This window comes from Paenibacillus ginsengihumi DSM 21568 (assembly GCF_000380965.1).
Taxonomy (GTDB): Bacteria; Bacillota; Bacilli; order Paenibacillales; family NBRC-103111; genus Paenibacillus_G; species Paenibacillus_G ginsengihumi.
In genome coordinates this window covers 1-17,796 of the sequence record NZ_KB905631.1, presented here as the reverse complement: position 1 = coordinate 17,796, position 17,796 = coordinate 1, and the positions used below count along the sequence as shown (strand labels likewise).

Below are 17,796 nucleotides of genomic sequence, written 5' to 3'. Positions count from 1 at the left end.
TTCCTCTTATCTCTTCACTAAGGACACGATTTCTGGCAAACCTTGGACACCTAACACTGTCATATTCCGGCCAATATGGGTTGGCAGTAACAATATTTGCATCCTATATCGAACGGACAAATTTATGGGGCAAGCTGCAAAAATATTTATAAACGAATTGCAGTCTTTCATTCAAAGTGTAATGAAACTTTCCAATCGGTCTTTGGGGTAATTTTAGTCGTCACTTATGATACGGCTCACCGTATCACTTGATATGGTAAACTGAAAATAAACGAAGGAGGGGCCACAGTAGCCTCTCCTTCACTTATAATCGTATTACACTCTAACACGAACCTTCTTAACACGTACTTGCTCGCGAATCGTCTCCTGCACCCTGTTTGAAATCTCAGTATACAAATCGACTTCCTCATTCGTGTGCTCTAATGTTGCAACAACTGCGTATTTTTGTGGTCCTAATTCCTCAGTGGCCCAAACGCTCTCACATCTTACAACTAGGTAATATGTTGAGCCGTAATTCAATTTCTGCTTCGCAGTAAATACAGCTTTTTGCACAGTTCCGTTATCCCTTAACGAGGGTGTTGGATACATTTTGCATTCATGGCTTCCGAGTTTCCCTGGCGATCCCTCCTCCTTTTTTCTTGCCCTAAAGAATTCAATGACATCTCTTAATTCTCTTCCGCGGATAAGTCTATATGACATTGTTACACCCAAATAATCTAATCTAGTATGTCGTACTGGTGGATCAAATGCCAAGGTTATAGTGATGTGCCTATCGCCATTTACAGAGTTAAAATCCTCCGGTATAGGAACTTCATATATGTGAAATTTATCAAATTCTAAAGATCCTTCAGCAAATAAAGTTACTCGGTTATTGCTTGAAGTCGCAACTCTTTGGACATCTGAAATTCCATAACCGAATGACCGAAATATTTCATCGCTTGTCATTTCAATATTATTAGGTAATTGAGCAGAATGGACAAGTAATGCCCTTATTAGATTAGATGAAGCGTTCGGGAAAATCTTGTATAGTTTTGCAGCCTTATTCGAAACCTGAGGAGCTGCAAAACTTGTTCCAACATCTGTAGTGAATAGTTCATCAGGTATGTTTTTCGACGTACTTACAACAGATAAAGAACGATCATCTCTTATTCGCTTTGTTAATCCATCATATAATAGGTTTCCCCCATACTCACAAAGCTCTGGTTTAACTGCTCCTCCTACACCAGGTCCAGTTCTAGTAAATGGTGACGGATGATTTTCCTTCCCAATAACCCTTAAATTAACCCCGCGTTCTATTGTCATCCCACTTATTGCAGGAGCTACGTAGTTAGCACAATAGGAACCAACTGTTAGTGCCAAGGCCGCACTTGCTGGATCAATTATTTTGGACTGCTGGTTGAATAAAAAACCCGGATATTCAGACAAAATGTTCTCTGGATCATCAGGATAATAAAAATGATTTCCGGCAGAAACTACTACAACTATATCTAGTTCTCTGATGAGTTCATCTAAAACAGAAGCCCATAAAGTCTGTTTTCCATCCACATAAACGTTTTCATCATCGCCTAAAGAGATATTATAAATCTTACATCCATATTCATCATAGAAGTATCGTATTGCGTCTCTCATTTGTGTTGTTATTAGCTTTTCATCATCGAATCTATTATTTGAGTTTGTAACCCTTGCACTAAAAATTCTGTATTCCGGTTTGAACGTACCTGATCTTATCAACGTTAGTATATCGCCATATAAAGCTAAACCGGCTACTTTCGTTCCATGCCCTTCCACATCACTAGTGTCTCCTAGTTCATCAGGAAAACACGCAGAATCCCCTATTGCCGGACCTAATAAGGGGTGGCCTTGCATCACCCCACTATCTATAATGCAAATTGATGGACTGTCAGGTGACGGTGGTTGGATTTCAGGCAATGACTCTATCGAGACACTGTTATATTCTCTCGGAATGAAGGTAGGCTGTGGAGGCAAATCTATCATACGCACAATATCAAGCTCTAGAAGATCTTTCAAGAGTTTCCCTGTGACATTAGCTCGAAGAACACATATAGAACTCCCTAGATAGTCATCTGTTACCCGCCCTTGATTCTCAGTTATATAACCTCGTATTTCTTTAATTTTATCCCTGCAAACTGAGGCTGCCCCTAAATGCCACAATTCAATATCAACCCAGTATGTAGTTTCAACATCTATTTTAATCGCTCTAAGTTTTGACCCTACTCTATCAGCTGGAGTTAACGCAGAGACAGAATTAATATTTGCAAAAATTCCATTATAGCTTGGATTTTCAGATTTATTCTGAGGACCAGCCTGATATTGTTTTAATCGATTTCTAAATTCAGATAGTTCATCATCTGACGAAAAAAGAATTAGTGCGTTATTAGGATCTTCACCAATTACTTCAAAACCACACCTTTTAAGTTCTTCGGCAGGAATTTTATTTTCATAGCTTATTTTCAAAATCAACTCTGGCTTTATTCCTTTTGCCTTTGGCCGATGATAACTTTTCATCAACAAGTCAATATTCTCTTGGATGTCTTCGCCATGACGTTTATATTCTCTTTGTGGAGCCTGACCAAATCCGGGTCTTTTTCTGCGGTCAAGCTCAAGCTCAACTCTTATCAATGGCAAGTTATCCAACCTTAATTACCTCCTTCGTATATTTTTTGACGATTACGTTCTTTAATTGTCTGTAATTGCACTATGTCATTAGAGAGTGCGGCTATATCATTAAGCAAGCAGAACTTAATACTTTCATGACAAATACGCTCAATTTCTGAATGACTGAGCCCAATCATATTTTCAGCTACTTTATTAAAATCCAAATCTTTCTTTGGATAACTGGTGGTTTTCTTCTTTACCAGCAAAACGATCTCTTCGTGAGTGGGCTTGTCAAAATAGATAACTTCGTCAAACCTTCGCCATATAGCCTTATCCAAAAGGCTTTCATGGTTCGTACAAGCTATTATTAAGCTCTGTCCCTCAAAACTGTCCATGATTTGTAAAAAACTATTTACAACACGCTTTAGTTCCCCGTGTTCATTTGGGTCATTTCTACTCTTGCCGATTGCATCAAATTCATCAAAGAGCATAACCCATGTTTCCTTTGATCCGAAGTCAAATACCTTCCGAATATTGCTTGAGGTGTCCCCCAAATATGAGGAAATTATAGAATCAAAACGGTTATATATAATCGGCAAGCCTAGTTCACCAGCAATTGCCTCAGCACATAAACTTTTTCCGCAACCTGGAGGTCCGCAAAAAAGTATCTTTGACTTAGGCCTTAGGTTATATGCCTTTAATAGCTCTGATCGCCAAAATTCCTGAATTATTTCATCAATTGCATTTTTATTTTTTTCCGATAAAATTACATCGGACAAATACCTCTTCGATTTTCTTATTTCAATTAAAGAAACCTCATTTTCGTCCTTAGGTACTGTGACCATATGAGTCAACCGACTGAATCTATCAGGTGAGAAGGATTGAGAATCAATAATTTTTTGTAGCTGATCAGCCAACGCGTGATGATTCTTCTTTCGTTCTTCCCTAATAATGTCCATCGCGATTTCCCTAAACTTTTTATCTTCCCCACGTTGGTACGACAATAAAAGTTTTTTGATAAGATCACCTCTAGCCATTCCCCTCACCCCCTTAATTAAATGTATGAAAATGTATGATTTAATGTATGATTCTACATTTCACCTGACTAAAACAATCCTTAAAGTTAAAATGTCTTGAGCATAAATGTATCCAAAATGTCAGAGAAATGTATCAGAAATGTATATTTTTATTTGTCGAGTACATATCGTGCCGCTCTGCCGTGTCCAACAATTTTTACTCCCTCGATTTCATGAATGAGAGCATTTACTTGCTGCCGATCTAATCCGGTCATTCGCCTAACCTCTTGATTCCTAAGAGGTCGTTCTTTTAGTACGGATAGAATCCTTATTTTCATTGCTTCTTTATCCAAACTCCGTTTGCGTTCATATGCCATGCTGCCTTTCAATAACTCATAGGCAAACCTAGTTAATGTATAATAGCGTCCTCTTCCACGTCCAACTGGCTCAATAAGCTCCATGTTATTAGCTAATTTGCTTAATAACTCTCTAGCTTGTTCCAGACTACGTTGTGAAACAGTTGCAGCCGTAGTCGAATCGATCTCTTCATGCCGCATTAAGTATTGCATAATAAGCAAGTGATCAACATCAACACCTTGATCCCGTTTCTCCATTTCCTTTACTAAATTCATAAAACCGGCATGTAATGGGGAAGATGTAAATGTTAACTCAATGTGATTTCCAACCTCACGATAAATAGGAGGTTCTTTACCTTCCATCAATAAGGAACGATATATTCTTGATACTCCTAAATTTGATCGGTTCACAAGTTTTAACTTATCCAGTAAATCCATAAGGTGATTATTACGAGCTACAGGTGGATGATGCAGAATGTTATTCGGAGTTATGCCACCTATGAAGTTCCCAGGATTAGTTAAAATTAACTTATCCTTATAATGTTTTAACATCACCGTTCCAATCATTCTGAAGTCACGATGACCAAAAGCATTTAGCAAAGCCTCCCTAAGAGCTACTCGTGGGTAAGTACTAAATTCCGGATGCACTAGTCCTGATTCGATAGTGACCATTGGGTTATCTACTGCAATATATCGCTCCAATTCATACAACGCAATTGGAATTGCATGAGTACCATCATCTCGATGAGAATAATCGGTATCACTTAACATTTTACGGTATGACCATTTATGTTCCGGTACAATCCGAGCGATGACATCTGGTTTGCCAACCAACAATACTGCACCTTTAGTTAGAAAATTGTTTTTTAAAGCACCAATTGAGGATAGTAAGTCTTCATCACTCATGTTATTTAACATAACCGATCCACGTTCTGCAGACATCATTTCCCGTATACGTTCCATCGCAGACGGAGAAATGATACTTTTCCAATCTTCATAAACAATATCTGCAGTTACGTCAACCAGGCCAGTGGCTTCAACCATCTGCCGCCTTAATGTGCCAGTAAAGGGTATACAGTCCTTCCCTTGTCGTATTGTTGCCTTACCGTCGGTTTCGGTGTATGGAGGCATACCGGAATAGATATGCATAATCAGCAACCGGCCCGTACCTTCTGGAACAGTCAGCTCTTCAAAAACTGGGGTAATATGAGGATCTGTCCTTTCGTACACTTGTCGTTGGAGTTTTAGAATATCAACGTCCCGTGGCACGCCAATAATTGCATTACTCTTGCCCTTCACTTTATCCGCAACTCCCAGGACAATACTGCCGCCTCCACCGTTAGCCATACAAACAGCCATTTTGACTACCAAAGAAATACTGTCGTTAATACTCCGGGAATTCCACTCTTTGAAATCAAGATCCTGAGATTCAAGATCATCCGCAATGTGATCTTCTAACTGCTGTAGAATAGATTCGATTTCAAATCTGCTCTTCATTGCTACCTGAACCTCCTTCCTTAATAGAATGTTTGTCCATCCTTATCTAATATTATTCACAAGTATTTAGGGCTTGCTGAACGATTCTTTAACCGAAACTCATGGCTAGGCGACTGCGAGATAGCAGCGTAAAAATGAGGCAAAAAAGAACGCGGAGCCGGCGCTCCAGGTTCATCACCAGAAGTTGCAGCGTAATCACGGATTCACTTGTCTTTGCGAGGCGTGCTCGAATACAGCCAAGCCCGTACTTGCGCTTGCCTTCTCTGAACTTGCCTTCGATTGCGTTTCGTTCTCCGGTATCCTGTTTGGCCACTTGCCTATCTTCGCTTGTCGGGCCGTTTTTCGGCTTGCGTCCCAGTGCCGGTCCGCTGAGCCGAATCCCATGCTGTTTGCAGAATCTCCGGTTTTCGCGTGTGCGGTAGATCTGATCCGCTTGGACGACAGCCGGATAGAATCCCATGCGGCTGCGATACTTCTCGATCACGTCCATGAGCGTCGTGCTCTCGTTGAAGTTATCCCAAGATAGCCGATCAAGGAACGCGTAGCCCTTCGTCATGCTTACCGCGATCTTGGCTCCGAACTCGACGCGCGCCTTGGCTTTCCCGCGCACGATCGGCCTGACATGCGGCTGATGAATGCTGACGATCCGGTCTTCCATCTGGTGGGAACGCTCGTTGTACATGTGAAGCTGCTGACGGTACAGTTCGTGAATCACCAGCAGGTCGCGATAGGCTTTGCGGCCAAGTAGCGTGAGCGGTTGCGACTTGGCTTGCTCGGCGATGATGGAGAGGTTCCGTCCAACGTAACCGAGTTGCCTCCTGATCGCTTTGCGAATCACTTCGCCCCGGTCTGCGTTGCTTGGAAACGGCCAGAAACTGTTTGCGCGCTTTTTCCCGGTACGTGCGCGGTTTCGCCATTTGTCCGATGACCGGCTCATGCAGCGTATCGATGATCGCTTCGAGCTTCTCCCGCGCTTCATTCAACAGATTCAGATCGGTCGGATACGCCACATCCGCCGGCGCACAGGTGGCATCCACCAGCACGGTCCCTTGATTCGGTTGCTCAGGGGCTTCCCATTCTGCGGTCGATTTCGGATGCGCTTCGCAAACAAGTTTATTCGTTTCAGGAACCTCTGACTCTGTAGCCATCGACTCCACGGGAGACGCTGCTTCTGACGATGCGACTTGCGATTGTGCAAACATGGTTTGCTGCTCGACTTCTTCATCAGAGGCGCGCTTCTTCGAGCGCTTCCCTTGGCCTTTACCGCCGCCGGTCGCGTCGTTGCTGTCATCATCGTCTTTCGTTTCCTTCGCACCTTCGGTGGCGACGATCTCATTCAACTCTGCCAGCACGTCCGTCAGACGCTTGCGGAAATGCGTCATCATGGAGTGATGGAACGGTGGCTTCATGACGAATCCAGGCAAACCAATGAAGTATTGCATGTAAGGATTTTCGCTGATCGACTCCAACGTTTCTCTGTCGGTCAGTTGCATTCGCTCCTGAATGATGAGCGCACCGAGCCCCATCCGAAGACTGATCGTTTGCTGGCCGCGAAAGGTGTCTTTGAAAAATTGACCGTATGTTTTCTCAGCCTCCGCCCACGGCACCAACCGCGCCAACTGGACCCAGCGATTGTCCTCGTCCAGCTTTCCGCCAAAGGGCAGAAAGAAATCGCCGGGCAGGATCAATTGATTATCGAGGTGCGCGGTCGGCTTAAACATCTTCGTCACTCCATCTGCAAAGGTTTCAGGTGGTTTTCAAACATTTCCTTTGCATATGATTTCGACAAATGGGCCTTAGAATCCTTGTTGTTATGCGGTTTTTGTTGTTTTTTTAAGTGTTCAGCAAGCCCTATTTAACCCTTAAAACTTCCAGCGGAAAACGCAATATTTTTATCCCTTTACGATCTCCAACAACTTCTCATAGCTGTTAACCACATCATACTTGAACTGGTCCGAATTCAGCTTAGCAAAATGCCTCCGTGCACACTCAATCTTCGCCTTCTCGACTTCACGCAGCTCCATCGAATCCAATGAGCCTTTCGTCTCGGCAATAAAGTAAATGTGCTTCACGTCGCCTTCTTTGAATACAATCGCCCAGTCCGGGTTGTAGTCGCCTACCGGAGTAGGGATGTAGAATCCGCGTGGCAGCTTCGCATAAACCTGCACTTCTTTGCTCGTATCCAGCTCTTTAGCGAATGCCCGCTCAATCTTGGAATCCGTTACGACGTAATCATAAATATGCTTTTCAACAGAGATGGCGTTCAGACCCAGTTGTCCCTTCAAGTTATTCTTCGTAAACACATCCGTATGGAACGTATCATTAATTACATCATAAGTTATGGATTCAATAATCGTGGTGGCCTTCTGTTCGTTAATAAGCTTGGACGCCCGAATAATAAACTCCTCCGGATTCTTCCGGAACAACAGGAAGGTAGACGGTTTAATACCCTTCAAGATGGCGACAATTGTCTTCCGGGTCAGCCGCGTTTCATCCATCATCTTGCCGACCAAGTCGTACTTGATCTTTGATATAGCAGGCCCGTTCACGTACTCCGTTTGCGTTTCCCGAGTTACAAATGCCTCGCCTTGCTGGAGTTGCTCCCGAGACTCTATCTCCTTCATCTCACCGTGTTTAATTGCGTAGCGGATGTCTGGCACCTGCAAATTCATGTCTAATGCCAGGATACACTTCCGTACCAACTCATCGGAATCAAATCGAACGGTATAGACAGATTTTTTGTTGATCCGGTTCCACAACTCCTTGAACTCTTGCTTATAGAAGTTGTTGTTAACCTTCACCGAAACGATATTTCGATTCCGGTCATTCTCCATCATATCTGCCTTGCCTTCAACGTAGATGGATTTAACCAGTTCGATGAGCGGTTCTTGATATTCTCGAAGTTCATCGGGCAGCTTGACCGATTGATCGTTAACGGCGGCAAAGTAGTCGTCCGTCAAACGAAATTCATCATCGACATAGCCATTTTTTATAAAGGCAAATTGCAGCTTGTTTGCCAGCTTCTCATCAATACTTAATTGTTCGCCGCGGGCATTGGTAAGCACTTTATTCAGGAAGAAATCCACGTTAGCCTTACGTGGCCGATCCGACAATGTAGCGGCAATCTCGCTTTGTAGCTGCTTGGCAAACTCTTCGTAGGACTCGCTTGCAACAACGGTAAGTGAATTAATCTCGTGAACATCAATACCGGGGATGCTGGAGTCGATCCGTTCACCGTATTTATTCACGCACAGTCGCAGTCCACGCCCAACTTCCTGCCGTTTCTTAATCGTGGAGTCGCTATGTTTGAGCGTACATATCTGGAATACGTTCGGGTTGTCCCAGCCTTCCTTTAACGCCGAGTGCGAGAAAATAAACCGTGTCGGTTCCTCGAAGCTGAGAAGCCGTTCCTTATCTCGCATGATCAAGTCGTAGGCATCAACATCATCAGAATCCGTCTCTCTTGCGGACACTTTGGAATTAACAAACCTGTTGCTTTTCTTGTCAATGGAGAAGTAGCCTTTATGCGTACTCTTTACCTGAATCGAATTCAAATATTGAATGTATGGGTCATCCGCAAACAACGATAACTGTTCATTTAGTAGCTCCATATATTCTTCTTCAAAAATGTCAGCGTACTCTCCATTTTTTTCGTTTCCGTCTTTATCATATTGACGGTACTTGGCGACTTCATCAATAAAGAAGAGTGAGAGCACTTTGATTCCTTTATGGAACAGCACCCGCTCCTTTTCGAAGTGAGATTTCAGCGTTTCCCGAATCTGGATTCGCCGGAAATGAAGCTCATTGACATCACCTTGTACATCACCGGCGTACAGCGTAACTCCATTGATGAAGCTGATGCTGTTATTCTGTCCGTTGATTTCAGACACTTTGTAGCCTTTGTATTGCTCCAGATAATCGGACAACTGATAGAGGTCATCGCCCGTCACGATTTTCTTGGAGACTTTGGTTAATCCTGTCTTGGTTCGTTTTTCATATTCAAGACGGGCTACAGGAGCGTGCTTATCGCTGACATCTACGCCTTCCAGATATAAATAGCTGTTGGTTCCACTGGTTCCTTTTACAGAGATGCCTTTGACGCTGATCTTCTTGACCAGCTTCATGTTATACGCATCCAGAGCATCGAGGCGATAAACCTTGTTATAGTCCTCCCGGTGTGTTGCCGAATACCGCAGCGTAAACAACGGTTTGAAATCTTTAAGTGCTTCCTTCGTCTTCTGACCTTCCACCGATTGAGGCTCGTCGATTATCAATATTGGATTTGTGCTGGCGATAACATCAATCGGACGCCGAGAGTTAAAGTCATCCAGCTCCATGGAAATTCTTCGTGCATCTTTACCCCTCGCATTAAACGCTTGTGAGTTGATGATCATGACATTGATCCCAGCGTCGCTGGCAAACTTCTCGATTTGATGCAATTGCTTTGAATTATAGACAAAATACCTAGCCTTTGACCCGTATTCAGACATGAAATGGTCTTCGGTGATCTGAAACGTCTTCAGCACACCCTCCCGAATGGCGATCGACGGGACAACGATGATGAATTTGCTCCAGCCGTATTTTTTATACAGTTCGTACATCGTCCGAATATAGGTGTAGGTTTTTCCCGTACCGGTTTCCATCTCAACTGTAAGGTTGTATTGGCCTTCAAGCCGTTCGGACAATTTCAAGCCATTTTGCCGTTGTATGGCCTGAATATTACTCAACACTTCCTGATCAATAAGTTTAATAGGATTGTTCTTGAAGCCATAATCAGACTCACCGCTTGTGGTTTGAAACAAATCTCCCATTTCCACGCTTTTCTGCCTGCGTCCTTTATCAAGCGTAAACCGAGAGGATTCGTTCGGCTGCCCTTGGAACACGTCTACAATACTCTTGACCGCATCCAATTGAAATTGTTGATGTTTGAATTTGATTTTCATCGCTGCTCACCTTCCTTACAGCACTTGAATTTCGGTGCTCGGAGAGAGCAGCTTGAACAGTTCTTCCACATTGATGCGGGCCGAATCATCCCGGAACGAACTATCGCGGAATACAACCCTGAGCGGTTGATCCGCCGCGATTTTTTTAATGACCGATTCTGGAACCTCTTCATCGAAGCAAGCGATTAAGGAATTCTCGGCAACGTAGTGGACGGTTTTGCCTTCGATTTCCTTGGTCTCCATTGGCAGGGAAAGCTCTAACCCGCATTCCAGCATCACCTGGATGAGCAAATCCTCGCCTGTACGGTCTTCCTTAATGTTGGATGACAGATCGTCCAGATTCATCTGACCCAACTTGTCCGGCGTGTAGTACACGTCCTTCATGTTCGAAGAGTCCACCCGGAACACTCGGAAGCCGTAATCGATGTCGGCACCAGTTTCTTCTTTAATCTTCTTCGCTGCACGGCGGATGCGTTCTTTGCCAAGTTCACAAATATTAGCAAATTGGCTATCTGTTTTATTTATCTCAGGCAATTGAACCAATATATATTTTCTATTCCCGCCATCTTTCGCATTTAAATTCATTACAGCATGGGCAGAGGTTGCTGAACCCGAAAAAAAGTCTAAGTAGATACCATCTTTGTCATCCGAATTATTTATTGAGAAACTAAAAAAATACTCTATTAATTTCGATGGCTTTGGAAATCCAAATGGGTCGATGCCATCAAATAGTTCTTTTATCTCTTTGGTTCCCTCTTGATTAAAAGGCCCGTTAAGGATGGAGACTGGCTTTCCTTTCCTCATATTCCCGTTCTCATCTTTTAAATATTGTTTCATACGAACGCTGTATTTTCCATTCGTATTATTAATTACGATTTCATCATTTTCGTAAGCTTTATAAAGCCTCTCTTTTGACCAGATCCATTGTTTTTCTGGCCAAATCTCTACACCATTGTGAATCAAAGGATAGACTAGATTTGGTCTATTATCTTTGCTGTTAGTTGCTAAAGGTTGCGTGATGTATCCACCTCTAGTCTCATACTTTGAGTCCTTATTTTTTTCGTACTCTTTTATTGACTCTTCATCTAATGGAGCTTCTATATTTACAAGCGGATTTTTAGAGTAACATAATATATACTCATGGACATTTGCAAACCCCTTAGTCAGTGCACCCGAACCATACTTATTTTTCCACACGATTTTCTCTATGAAATTATCTGCCCCGAATACATCATCACATAACTTTTTTAAATTATCTACTTCATTGTCATCAATACTAATAAAGATTACACCATCTTCACGCAACAAATTTCTTGCTATTTTTAACCTAGAAGAGATCATTGTCATCCAGTCACTATGAAATCGACCATTTGAAGTTGGATTCGGCACTAATCTTATTCCGTTTTCATCAATCTGACCTGACTCTTCAAGATATTCTTCGGAGGACTCCTTGAAATCATCTTTGTAAATGAAATCATTACCTGTATTATATGGCGGATCAATATAAATCATCTTAATCTTGTTTAAATAAGATTCTTGAAGTAATTTCAACACTTCAAGGTTATCGCCTTCAATATACAGGTTTTGCGTATTGTCCCAATCCACGCTATCTTCCTTGACCGGACGCAACGTCTTATCAGTCGGCGTATTCGCATTCAGGATTGCTTGTTTCTTACCGGGCCAAGTAAGCTGATACCGTTCTTTTTCGCCTTCAACCAGAACATCGGAAAGTTCCTGCTTCAACAAATCAAAATCAACGGCTCGAACCACTTTGCCATGTTCGTCTCTTGCTTCAGTAATGACATTTGGGAACAACTCTGCAATCTTCTCAATATTGGCTTGAGTCAAATCGACCGATTTCATGTTTAATTTGTTCAATGTTTATGCCTCCCATCAATCATCAAGTAGTTGATTCAGTTCTTTTCGTTTTCGTTGCAGTTCCATGTTCAATTCAACCTTCTTGTTGAATTGTTTTTCAGCCCGCAGTTTGGACTCTAGCCGCTCACATTCTTGCGTCAGCTTGTCAATTTGGGCTTGCCGCTCCAAAACGGCCGAAAGCTCGATTTCCGGCTTCACCTTGATGGGAAGCAGTTGACGGATGATGTTCTCATAAACAGTCTTCAGATCGAGCCCTTGAAGGATATTAAGCTCGATACTCTCCACAGGCTGCCAGTCCGTCTCATGGTAGGAACGAACGACAGACCGATTGTCGTCGGTCTGATTTCGTTCTTTATACGCGATGGCAAGCTTGGCCTGATCCTCATACATCAAGATATGCAAGATGGGATAAGGGATTGCCTTGTCTATACTCCGAAGCAAATCCAGGGAGTAGGTTTGCTCCTTCAAATGAATCTCGAATATTTGAATTTCCTCAATATCCTCTTTCGGTTCAAGACGAATCGTGTCCTTGGATAGCTTGTGCTTCCAGATGATCGATTCGACTTGTTCGGTAAACAGTTCCTTAAGATGATGATTGGCTTGCAACTTCTCATAAAATTTGTTCTTCGGAATTTTACGGTTTACAAGCGTGCTTGAAGGCAATTGAAACATCACACATTCACCTGCCTGATGACGACAAAGGTGATGAGTTCAAAGTCCTCAAGCCCTTTAATCGAGTCGATTAGTGCTGTCGTGCCTCCCGAAGAGAACAAGCTATCCAGATCGTTTTCTTCCTTTACCTGAACAATCGAGCGGATGGTCTCTTCCAATAGCATGGAATACATGTCCATCTTCTTGCCGTCTTTTGTCGCTTGATTGAAGCTGCGGCAAGCATTCATCATTGGTTCGGATTGCCCTCTGCATAGAGCTCGCAAAATATCCAGCGTCTTTTTAACATCCATATGATTGGTGATGACTTCGCCGTCTTCGCTCATATAGACAAGGTAAAAAGGATGTAGCCGGTTCTGCTTGTCGGGATTCAGTTCCTCATTAACGTTGCGAAGAACAAAAATGACGCCGGGCTTTGCTCCCTTCTCTTCGTCAGCAGCCACAACCGCATGCAGTCCGCTCGGAACGGAATCAAGTTCTCCGTTCTCCTTGACATAGTTCACCAAGTCCATGCGAAAATCGTTTAAACCCAGATCGGTAATCGAAACCCCTGTGTTCATATCGTCCAGATCGACGACTTCCTTCTGCAAACGATGAAGCTGCTGCTTCCGATATTCCAGATCGCTGGATTGATTGAACAGAACGTTATCATCGCCGGTTGCCGTCATATCCATGATGACCATGCGATTTTCGACCCGTTCTTTTAACTGAATGTATTCATCCAGCGTCATGTTGGGCCAGAAGTTCACCAATTGGATTTCCTTATTTTGCGACCCAATCCGGTCTATCCGTCCGAAACGCTGAATAATCCGCACTGGATTCCAGTGAATGTCATAGTTGATAAGATAGTCGCAATCTTGCAAGTTTTGCCCCTCAGAAATACAATCGGAAGCAATGAGCAGATCAATCTCGCCTTTGACATCCGGCATGGTCAGCTTCTTCTCCTTGGATCGCGGCGAGAAGCAGGTCAGCAATGTGCTGATGTCATTCCGCAAACCAGCGGTGTTTTTGTTCTCATCGCTGCCGACGATTTTGGCCGTATCGATATTGTACTTCGCCTTCATGTACGCAGATAAATGCGTGTACAAGTACGCCGCGGTATCCGTGAACGCACTGAAAATGATGACTTTGCGGTTGCCGGGATTGATCGGATGATTGATTTTGTGATTAATAACCTGCTTTAATGTGTTTAGCTTCGCATCATGTTCAGGCGTTACTTTCTGCATTTCGGTCAGCAAGGCGGAAAGAATGTTGTGATCATTCATCAAATCTTCTTTCCAGCGAAGAACATCCATATCGGACAAATTGATCTTGATCGTATCCCCGATGCTGAAATCATCGTCCAGCCAATCGTCATCGTCAAGATTAGCATCCTCAATATCGGTATAACCTATAGCATCGGATTTCCCGCTTCGTTCGAAGGCTTCGATTTGCCGGAGCGTCTGATCGATTTTGGCGATAATCTTGGAAAGGGTCAATCGGAACGACTCCACTGAACTTTCCAAGCGTTTCAGCAGGTTGATCCGCATCAAAATCTGCAAGCTGCCTTCGCGGTCCATCTGCCTGAAGTTCCCGCTTCCGCCCCTTACGCTGGTGTCATACAACTCTTCATAGAAACGCAATCGGCTCGGCTGAATATATTTGAACGGTGCATAGATACCGAGATTGATTCTTGACAACTCGATAAAAATATCATTATACCCGATAACATCCGTTCTGTCGGTCAAATCGCAAAACTTAGAGAGAGGCGGCAGTCGTCTGGGGAACTCGCCGATTTCTTCCGCTTTGTAATACTTCTGGATATGCTTGCGTGACCGGGCGATCGTCAAGCTGTCCAGCAGCTCAAAAAAGTCGAAGTCGAGCATACCAAGAAGCGTCTCCGTTGTCCGCTCAGCAACATCCATCTTAGACCACTGGTTAAACGCGAACTGGGCTCGTTTGAAGATGTCGTTAATTCCCCGCTCCGTCCCCAACTTGCTGTTGATTTCCTCAGGATTTCCTTCATAAGCTAGGGCAAGTTGGTTGCGAAGATCCATGAATTTGTTGTTCACCGGAGTAGCGGAGAGCATGAGCACCTTCGTTTTCACGCCGCTTTTTAACACTTTCCGCATCAGCTTCTGATACCGCGTCTCTTTATCTTTCTTGGCTTCGTTGTTACGGAAATTATGCGACTCATCAATGACGAGCAGATCGTAATTGCCCCAATTCAACCGGTCAAGCGGGATATCGTTTGATTTGCCTCTTTCCCGCGATATGTCCGTATGGTAGAGTACATCATAGCGGAATCGGTCAGCATACAAAATATTGTTGGTTACATTCTGTTTATAGGTAAGCCAGTTGTCACCGAGTTTCTTTGGACATAACAACAATACGGACTTGTTGCGAAGTTCATAGTATTTAATGATGCCAAGAGCCGTGAATGTTTTCCCCAGACCGACGCTGTCTGCCAGGATGCATCCATTGTATTTTTCCAGTTTATTAATCGCACCAAGAACCGCATCTTTCTGGAAGTGATAGAGACGTTTCCAGATTTCCGTCTCTTTGAATCCAGTTGCTTCGTTGGGCAATATGTCTTCTGTAATGTCCGATAGGAACTCGTTGAAAATATTGTACAAAATGACATAGTAAATGAACTCCGGAGAGTTCTCTTTATACACCGATGAAATATGCTCCACAACTTGGTTCGTGACATCTTCAAGCTTGCTTTTGTCATTCCATACCTGATCGAACAGATCGAAATACATTTTGGTAAACGGAGCTTCCGTGAACTTGTTCACCATCTTGGAGAGAGCATTGCCCTTTTCATAACCAAGATCAACGGTCGTAAAGCCATCGATCGGCATATAGGTGATCGGCTCGTTTGCAGTCTGCACATTCAGCATGCCTTGCATTAAACCTGAAGTACGGTTCGATTTGAACGTGACTTTTTTACGAATCCAGTCACTGCACTCTTTTGCAATCGCTTTGAGTGTCAATTCGTTTTTGAGCTGGATTTCAAATTCGGTGCCGTACAAGCTTTTTTCCCGGTTCCGTTTCGGGATGTAAAATTCCCGTTTTTCTTTTTGAATGTTGTCTGCAATGAATGTGGGGGAAGTGAAGATAAAGCGGACTTCCTCCACCTGATTCAGTTCTTTCATTGAGGCTTCATAGGCATAAATGGAGAAGCATGATGCAGCAATCGATATTTTGCTGCCTTTACAGAGTTCAAGTTTCAAATTTTCCCCGAGAAGATGGTCGATATTATTGATGATTTCCATAGTTCACCTCTTGTTCCGCCCAAAACCACGTAACTTTTCTTATTCGACATCTCATGTTGAATTTCCTTGTTTCAAGTTTTCGCAATTCCTACTTTAGGGAAATTCGATTAGGGGTTGAAATCGAGAAAAACCAAGCCAAAAGTCGTAAAACCAACATTTGAAAGGTTAGATTCAGATGATACCGACCGCAAACGAAGGGCAAGGTGGAAAAAGAGAGGCAGCGACAGGATCAAACGGCATGTAGCTCTCCTCACAGCCGAGTATCCAGCCGACGACGAGATAGAACAGGATACGGTGAACGAGAAAGAACAAGTTGGGCCTTTTGCCACCGGAGAGGCTACGCATAAAAAGGCCGAGAAGATTTTGACGCCTCCGAAGCTGGTCGCGTTTTGCAGTAAGAATTCGGGCTTGATTTTGCTGATGGCTGTGGTGTTCCTCTCTTTGGGTGATGTTGTTCTGGACAAACACCATTCTACCAAAGATTTAGAGCCTTTTTCATATTTTCAAAGGAGCGATACTTTTGAAATTCAGGTTGATACAAATTTCGCCTCACTTATGGTACGGCTCCCCCCTCATTATCTTAAAAGCCCGATAAACCTGCTCCGCCAGCACCAGCCGCATCAGCTGGTGAGGCAGCGTCATTCGGCCGAACGACAGCTTCAGGTCGGCCCGCCGGAGCACTGCGGCGTCGAGGCCAAGCGAGCCGCCGATGACGAAGCAGACCTGGCTGCGGCCGTAGGTGGCCAGGTTCTGGAGCTGCGCCGCGAGCTCCTCGCTGGACAGCGCCTTGCCGTCGATGGCGAGCGCGATGACGAAGGCGTCGCTCTTGATGTGCGCCAGCAGACGCTCGCCCTCGCGCTGCTTGACCTGCTGCTCCTCCGCGGCGCTCATCGACTCCGGGGCCTTCTCGTCGGGCACCTCGATGATTTGCAGCTTGGCATACGGGCCGAGCCGCTTCGTATATTCGGCGATCCCCTGGACGAGATACGATTCCTTGAGTTTACCCACAGCCACGATCTGAATGTGCATAACGTTTTTGCTCCTTTTATCCACAGGTTGATAAGTCCGATCCCTGATGATTCTCCCCAGCTTGTGAAAAAGAGAGCCCGCGCACCTGCGAACTCTCCTCTCCCCGCGACCTTTCCGGTCATACCACCAAATAACGTCCCGGCGCCTTGCAGCGATCGCAATGAGCCGGCGGTTCCCAGGCCGTGAACGTCACCTGCTTCAGGTCGACCACATCCGGAGCTTCCTCGTATTCATCGACGAACATATCGATCGCCAGCTCCAGATGCTCCTTGCAAACGACATACATCAACTCGTCCCCTTTTTTTCTCGAATTCTTCGTCTCAACCCTATATTTTACCATGCCGCTCACCGGAAGGACAACTTTGCGCAATCACTCAGTCCAAATGTTACCGAAGAGGTATCGGATCACTCAAATCGAAATGTTACCGAAGGGATGTGAGTTGAACATGAAATCGGAATGTGGATAACTCAGGCCTGTGGATAACCCGCCATCGCACTACGGAATGCCTGTTTCAATGCGTTTTTGGAGCCGGGC

At 44.1% G+C, this 17,796-nt stretch carries 9 protein-coding genes and 2 pseudogenes; all 11 read right to left on the bottom strand.

Annotated elements, in window-relative coordinates; genetic code table 11:
• Positions 1 to 315 precede the first annotated feature (315 nt).
• Complete coding sequence (locus F591_RS30915; protein WP_083935613.1) at positions 316 to 2,655, bottom strand: S8 family peptidase; 2,340 nt, start codon at positions 2,653 to 2,655, stop codon at positions 316 to 318.
• Positions 2,656 to 2,657: 2 nt separating this feature from the next.
• Positions 2,658 to 3,653 (bottom strand): AAA family ATPase, encoded by a 996-nt coding sequence (locus F591_RS0124540; RefSeq protein WP_019537247.1) that lies wholly within the window; start codon positions 3,651 to 3,653, stop codon positions 2,658 to 2,660.
• Between the two features lie 149 nt (positions 3,654 to 3,802).
• On the bottom strand, positions 3,803 to 5,485 hold the full coding sequence (locus tag F591_RS0124535; RefSeq protein ID WP_019537246.1) for an RNA-binding domain-containing protein: 1,683 nt from the start codon (positions 5,483 to 5,485) through the stop codon (positions 3,803 to 3,805).
• Positions 5,486 to 5,573: 88 nt separating this feature from the next.
• Positions 5,574 to 7,206: pseudogene (locus tag F591_RS28985) on the bottom strand (IS5-like element ISPaen2 family transposase).
• A 171-nt stretch (positions 7,207 to 7,377) separates the two neighbouring features.
• Positions 7,378 to 10,428 carry a type III restriction-modification system endonuclease gene (locus F591_RS0124525; protein ID WP_019537244.1) on the bottom strand — a complete coding sequence of 1,017 codons (3,051 nt, stop codon included), beginning with the start codon at positions 10,426 to 10,428 and terminating at the stop codon, positions 7,378 to 7,380.
• A 15-nt stretch (positions 10,429 to 10,443) separates the two neighbouring features.
• Positions 10,444 to 12,306 carry a site-specific DNA-methyltransferase gene (locus F591_RS0124520; RefSeq protein ID WP_019537243.1) on the bottom strand — a complete coding sequence of 621 codons (1,863 nt, stop codon included), beginning with the start codon at positions 12,304 to 12,306 and terminating at the stop codon, positions 10,444 to 10,446.
• A 15-nt stretch (positions 12,307 to 12,321) separates the two neighbouring features.
• A complete protein-coding gene (locus tag F591_RS0124515) occupies positions 12,322 to 12,978 on the bottom strand; it encodes a DUF4391 domain-containing protein (RefSeq protein ID WP_019537242.1) in 657 nt (218 codons plus the stop codon).
• The gene (locus tag F591_RS0124510) at positions 12,978 to 16,232 is read right to left on the bottom strand and encodes a helicase-related protein (protein WP_019537241.1); all 3,255 of its coding nucleotides are present in this window, start codon (positions 16,230 to 16,232) and stop codon (positions 12,978 to 12,980) included. Before F591_RS0124510 ends, F591_RS0124515 begins: the two co-directional genes overlap by 1 nt.
• 240 nt (positions 16,233 to 16,472) lie before the next feature.
• Positions 16,473 to 16,696 (bottom strand): annotated as a pseudogene (locus F591_RS33715) (hypothetical protein); the annotation flags it as partial.
• 85 nt (positions 16,697 to 16,781) lie between these two features.
• The gene (gene rlmH / locus F591_RS0124500; RefSeq protein WP_019537239.1) at positions 16,782 to 17,261 is read right to left on the bottom strand and encodes a 23S rRNA (pseudouridine(1915)-N(3))-methyltransferase RlmH; all 480 of its coding nucleotides are present in this window, start codon (positions 17,259 to 17,261) and stop codon (positions 16,782 to 16,784) included.
• Between the two features lie 118 nt (positions 17,262 to 17,379).
• On the bottom strand, positions 17,380 to 17,547 hold the full coding sequence (locus tag F591_RS30910) for a CxxH/CxxC protein (protein ID WP_019537238.1): 168 nt from the start codon (positions 17,545 to 17,547) through the stop codon (positions 17,380 to 17,382).
• Positions 17,548 to 17,796: the final 249 nt, after the last annotated feature.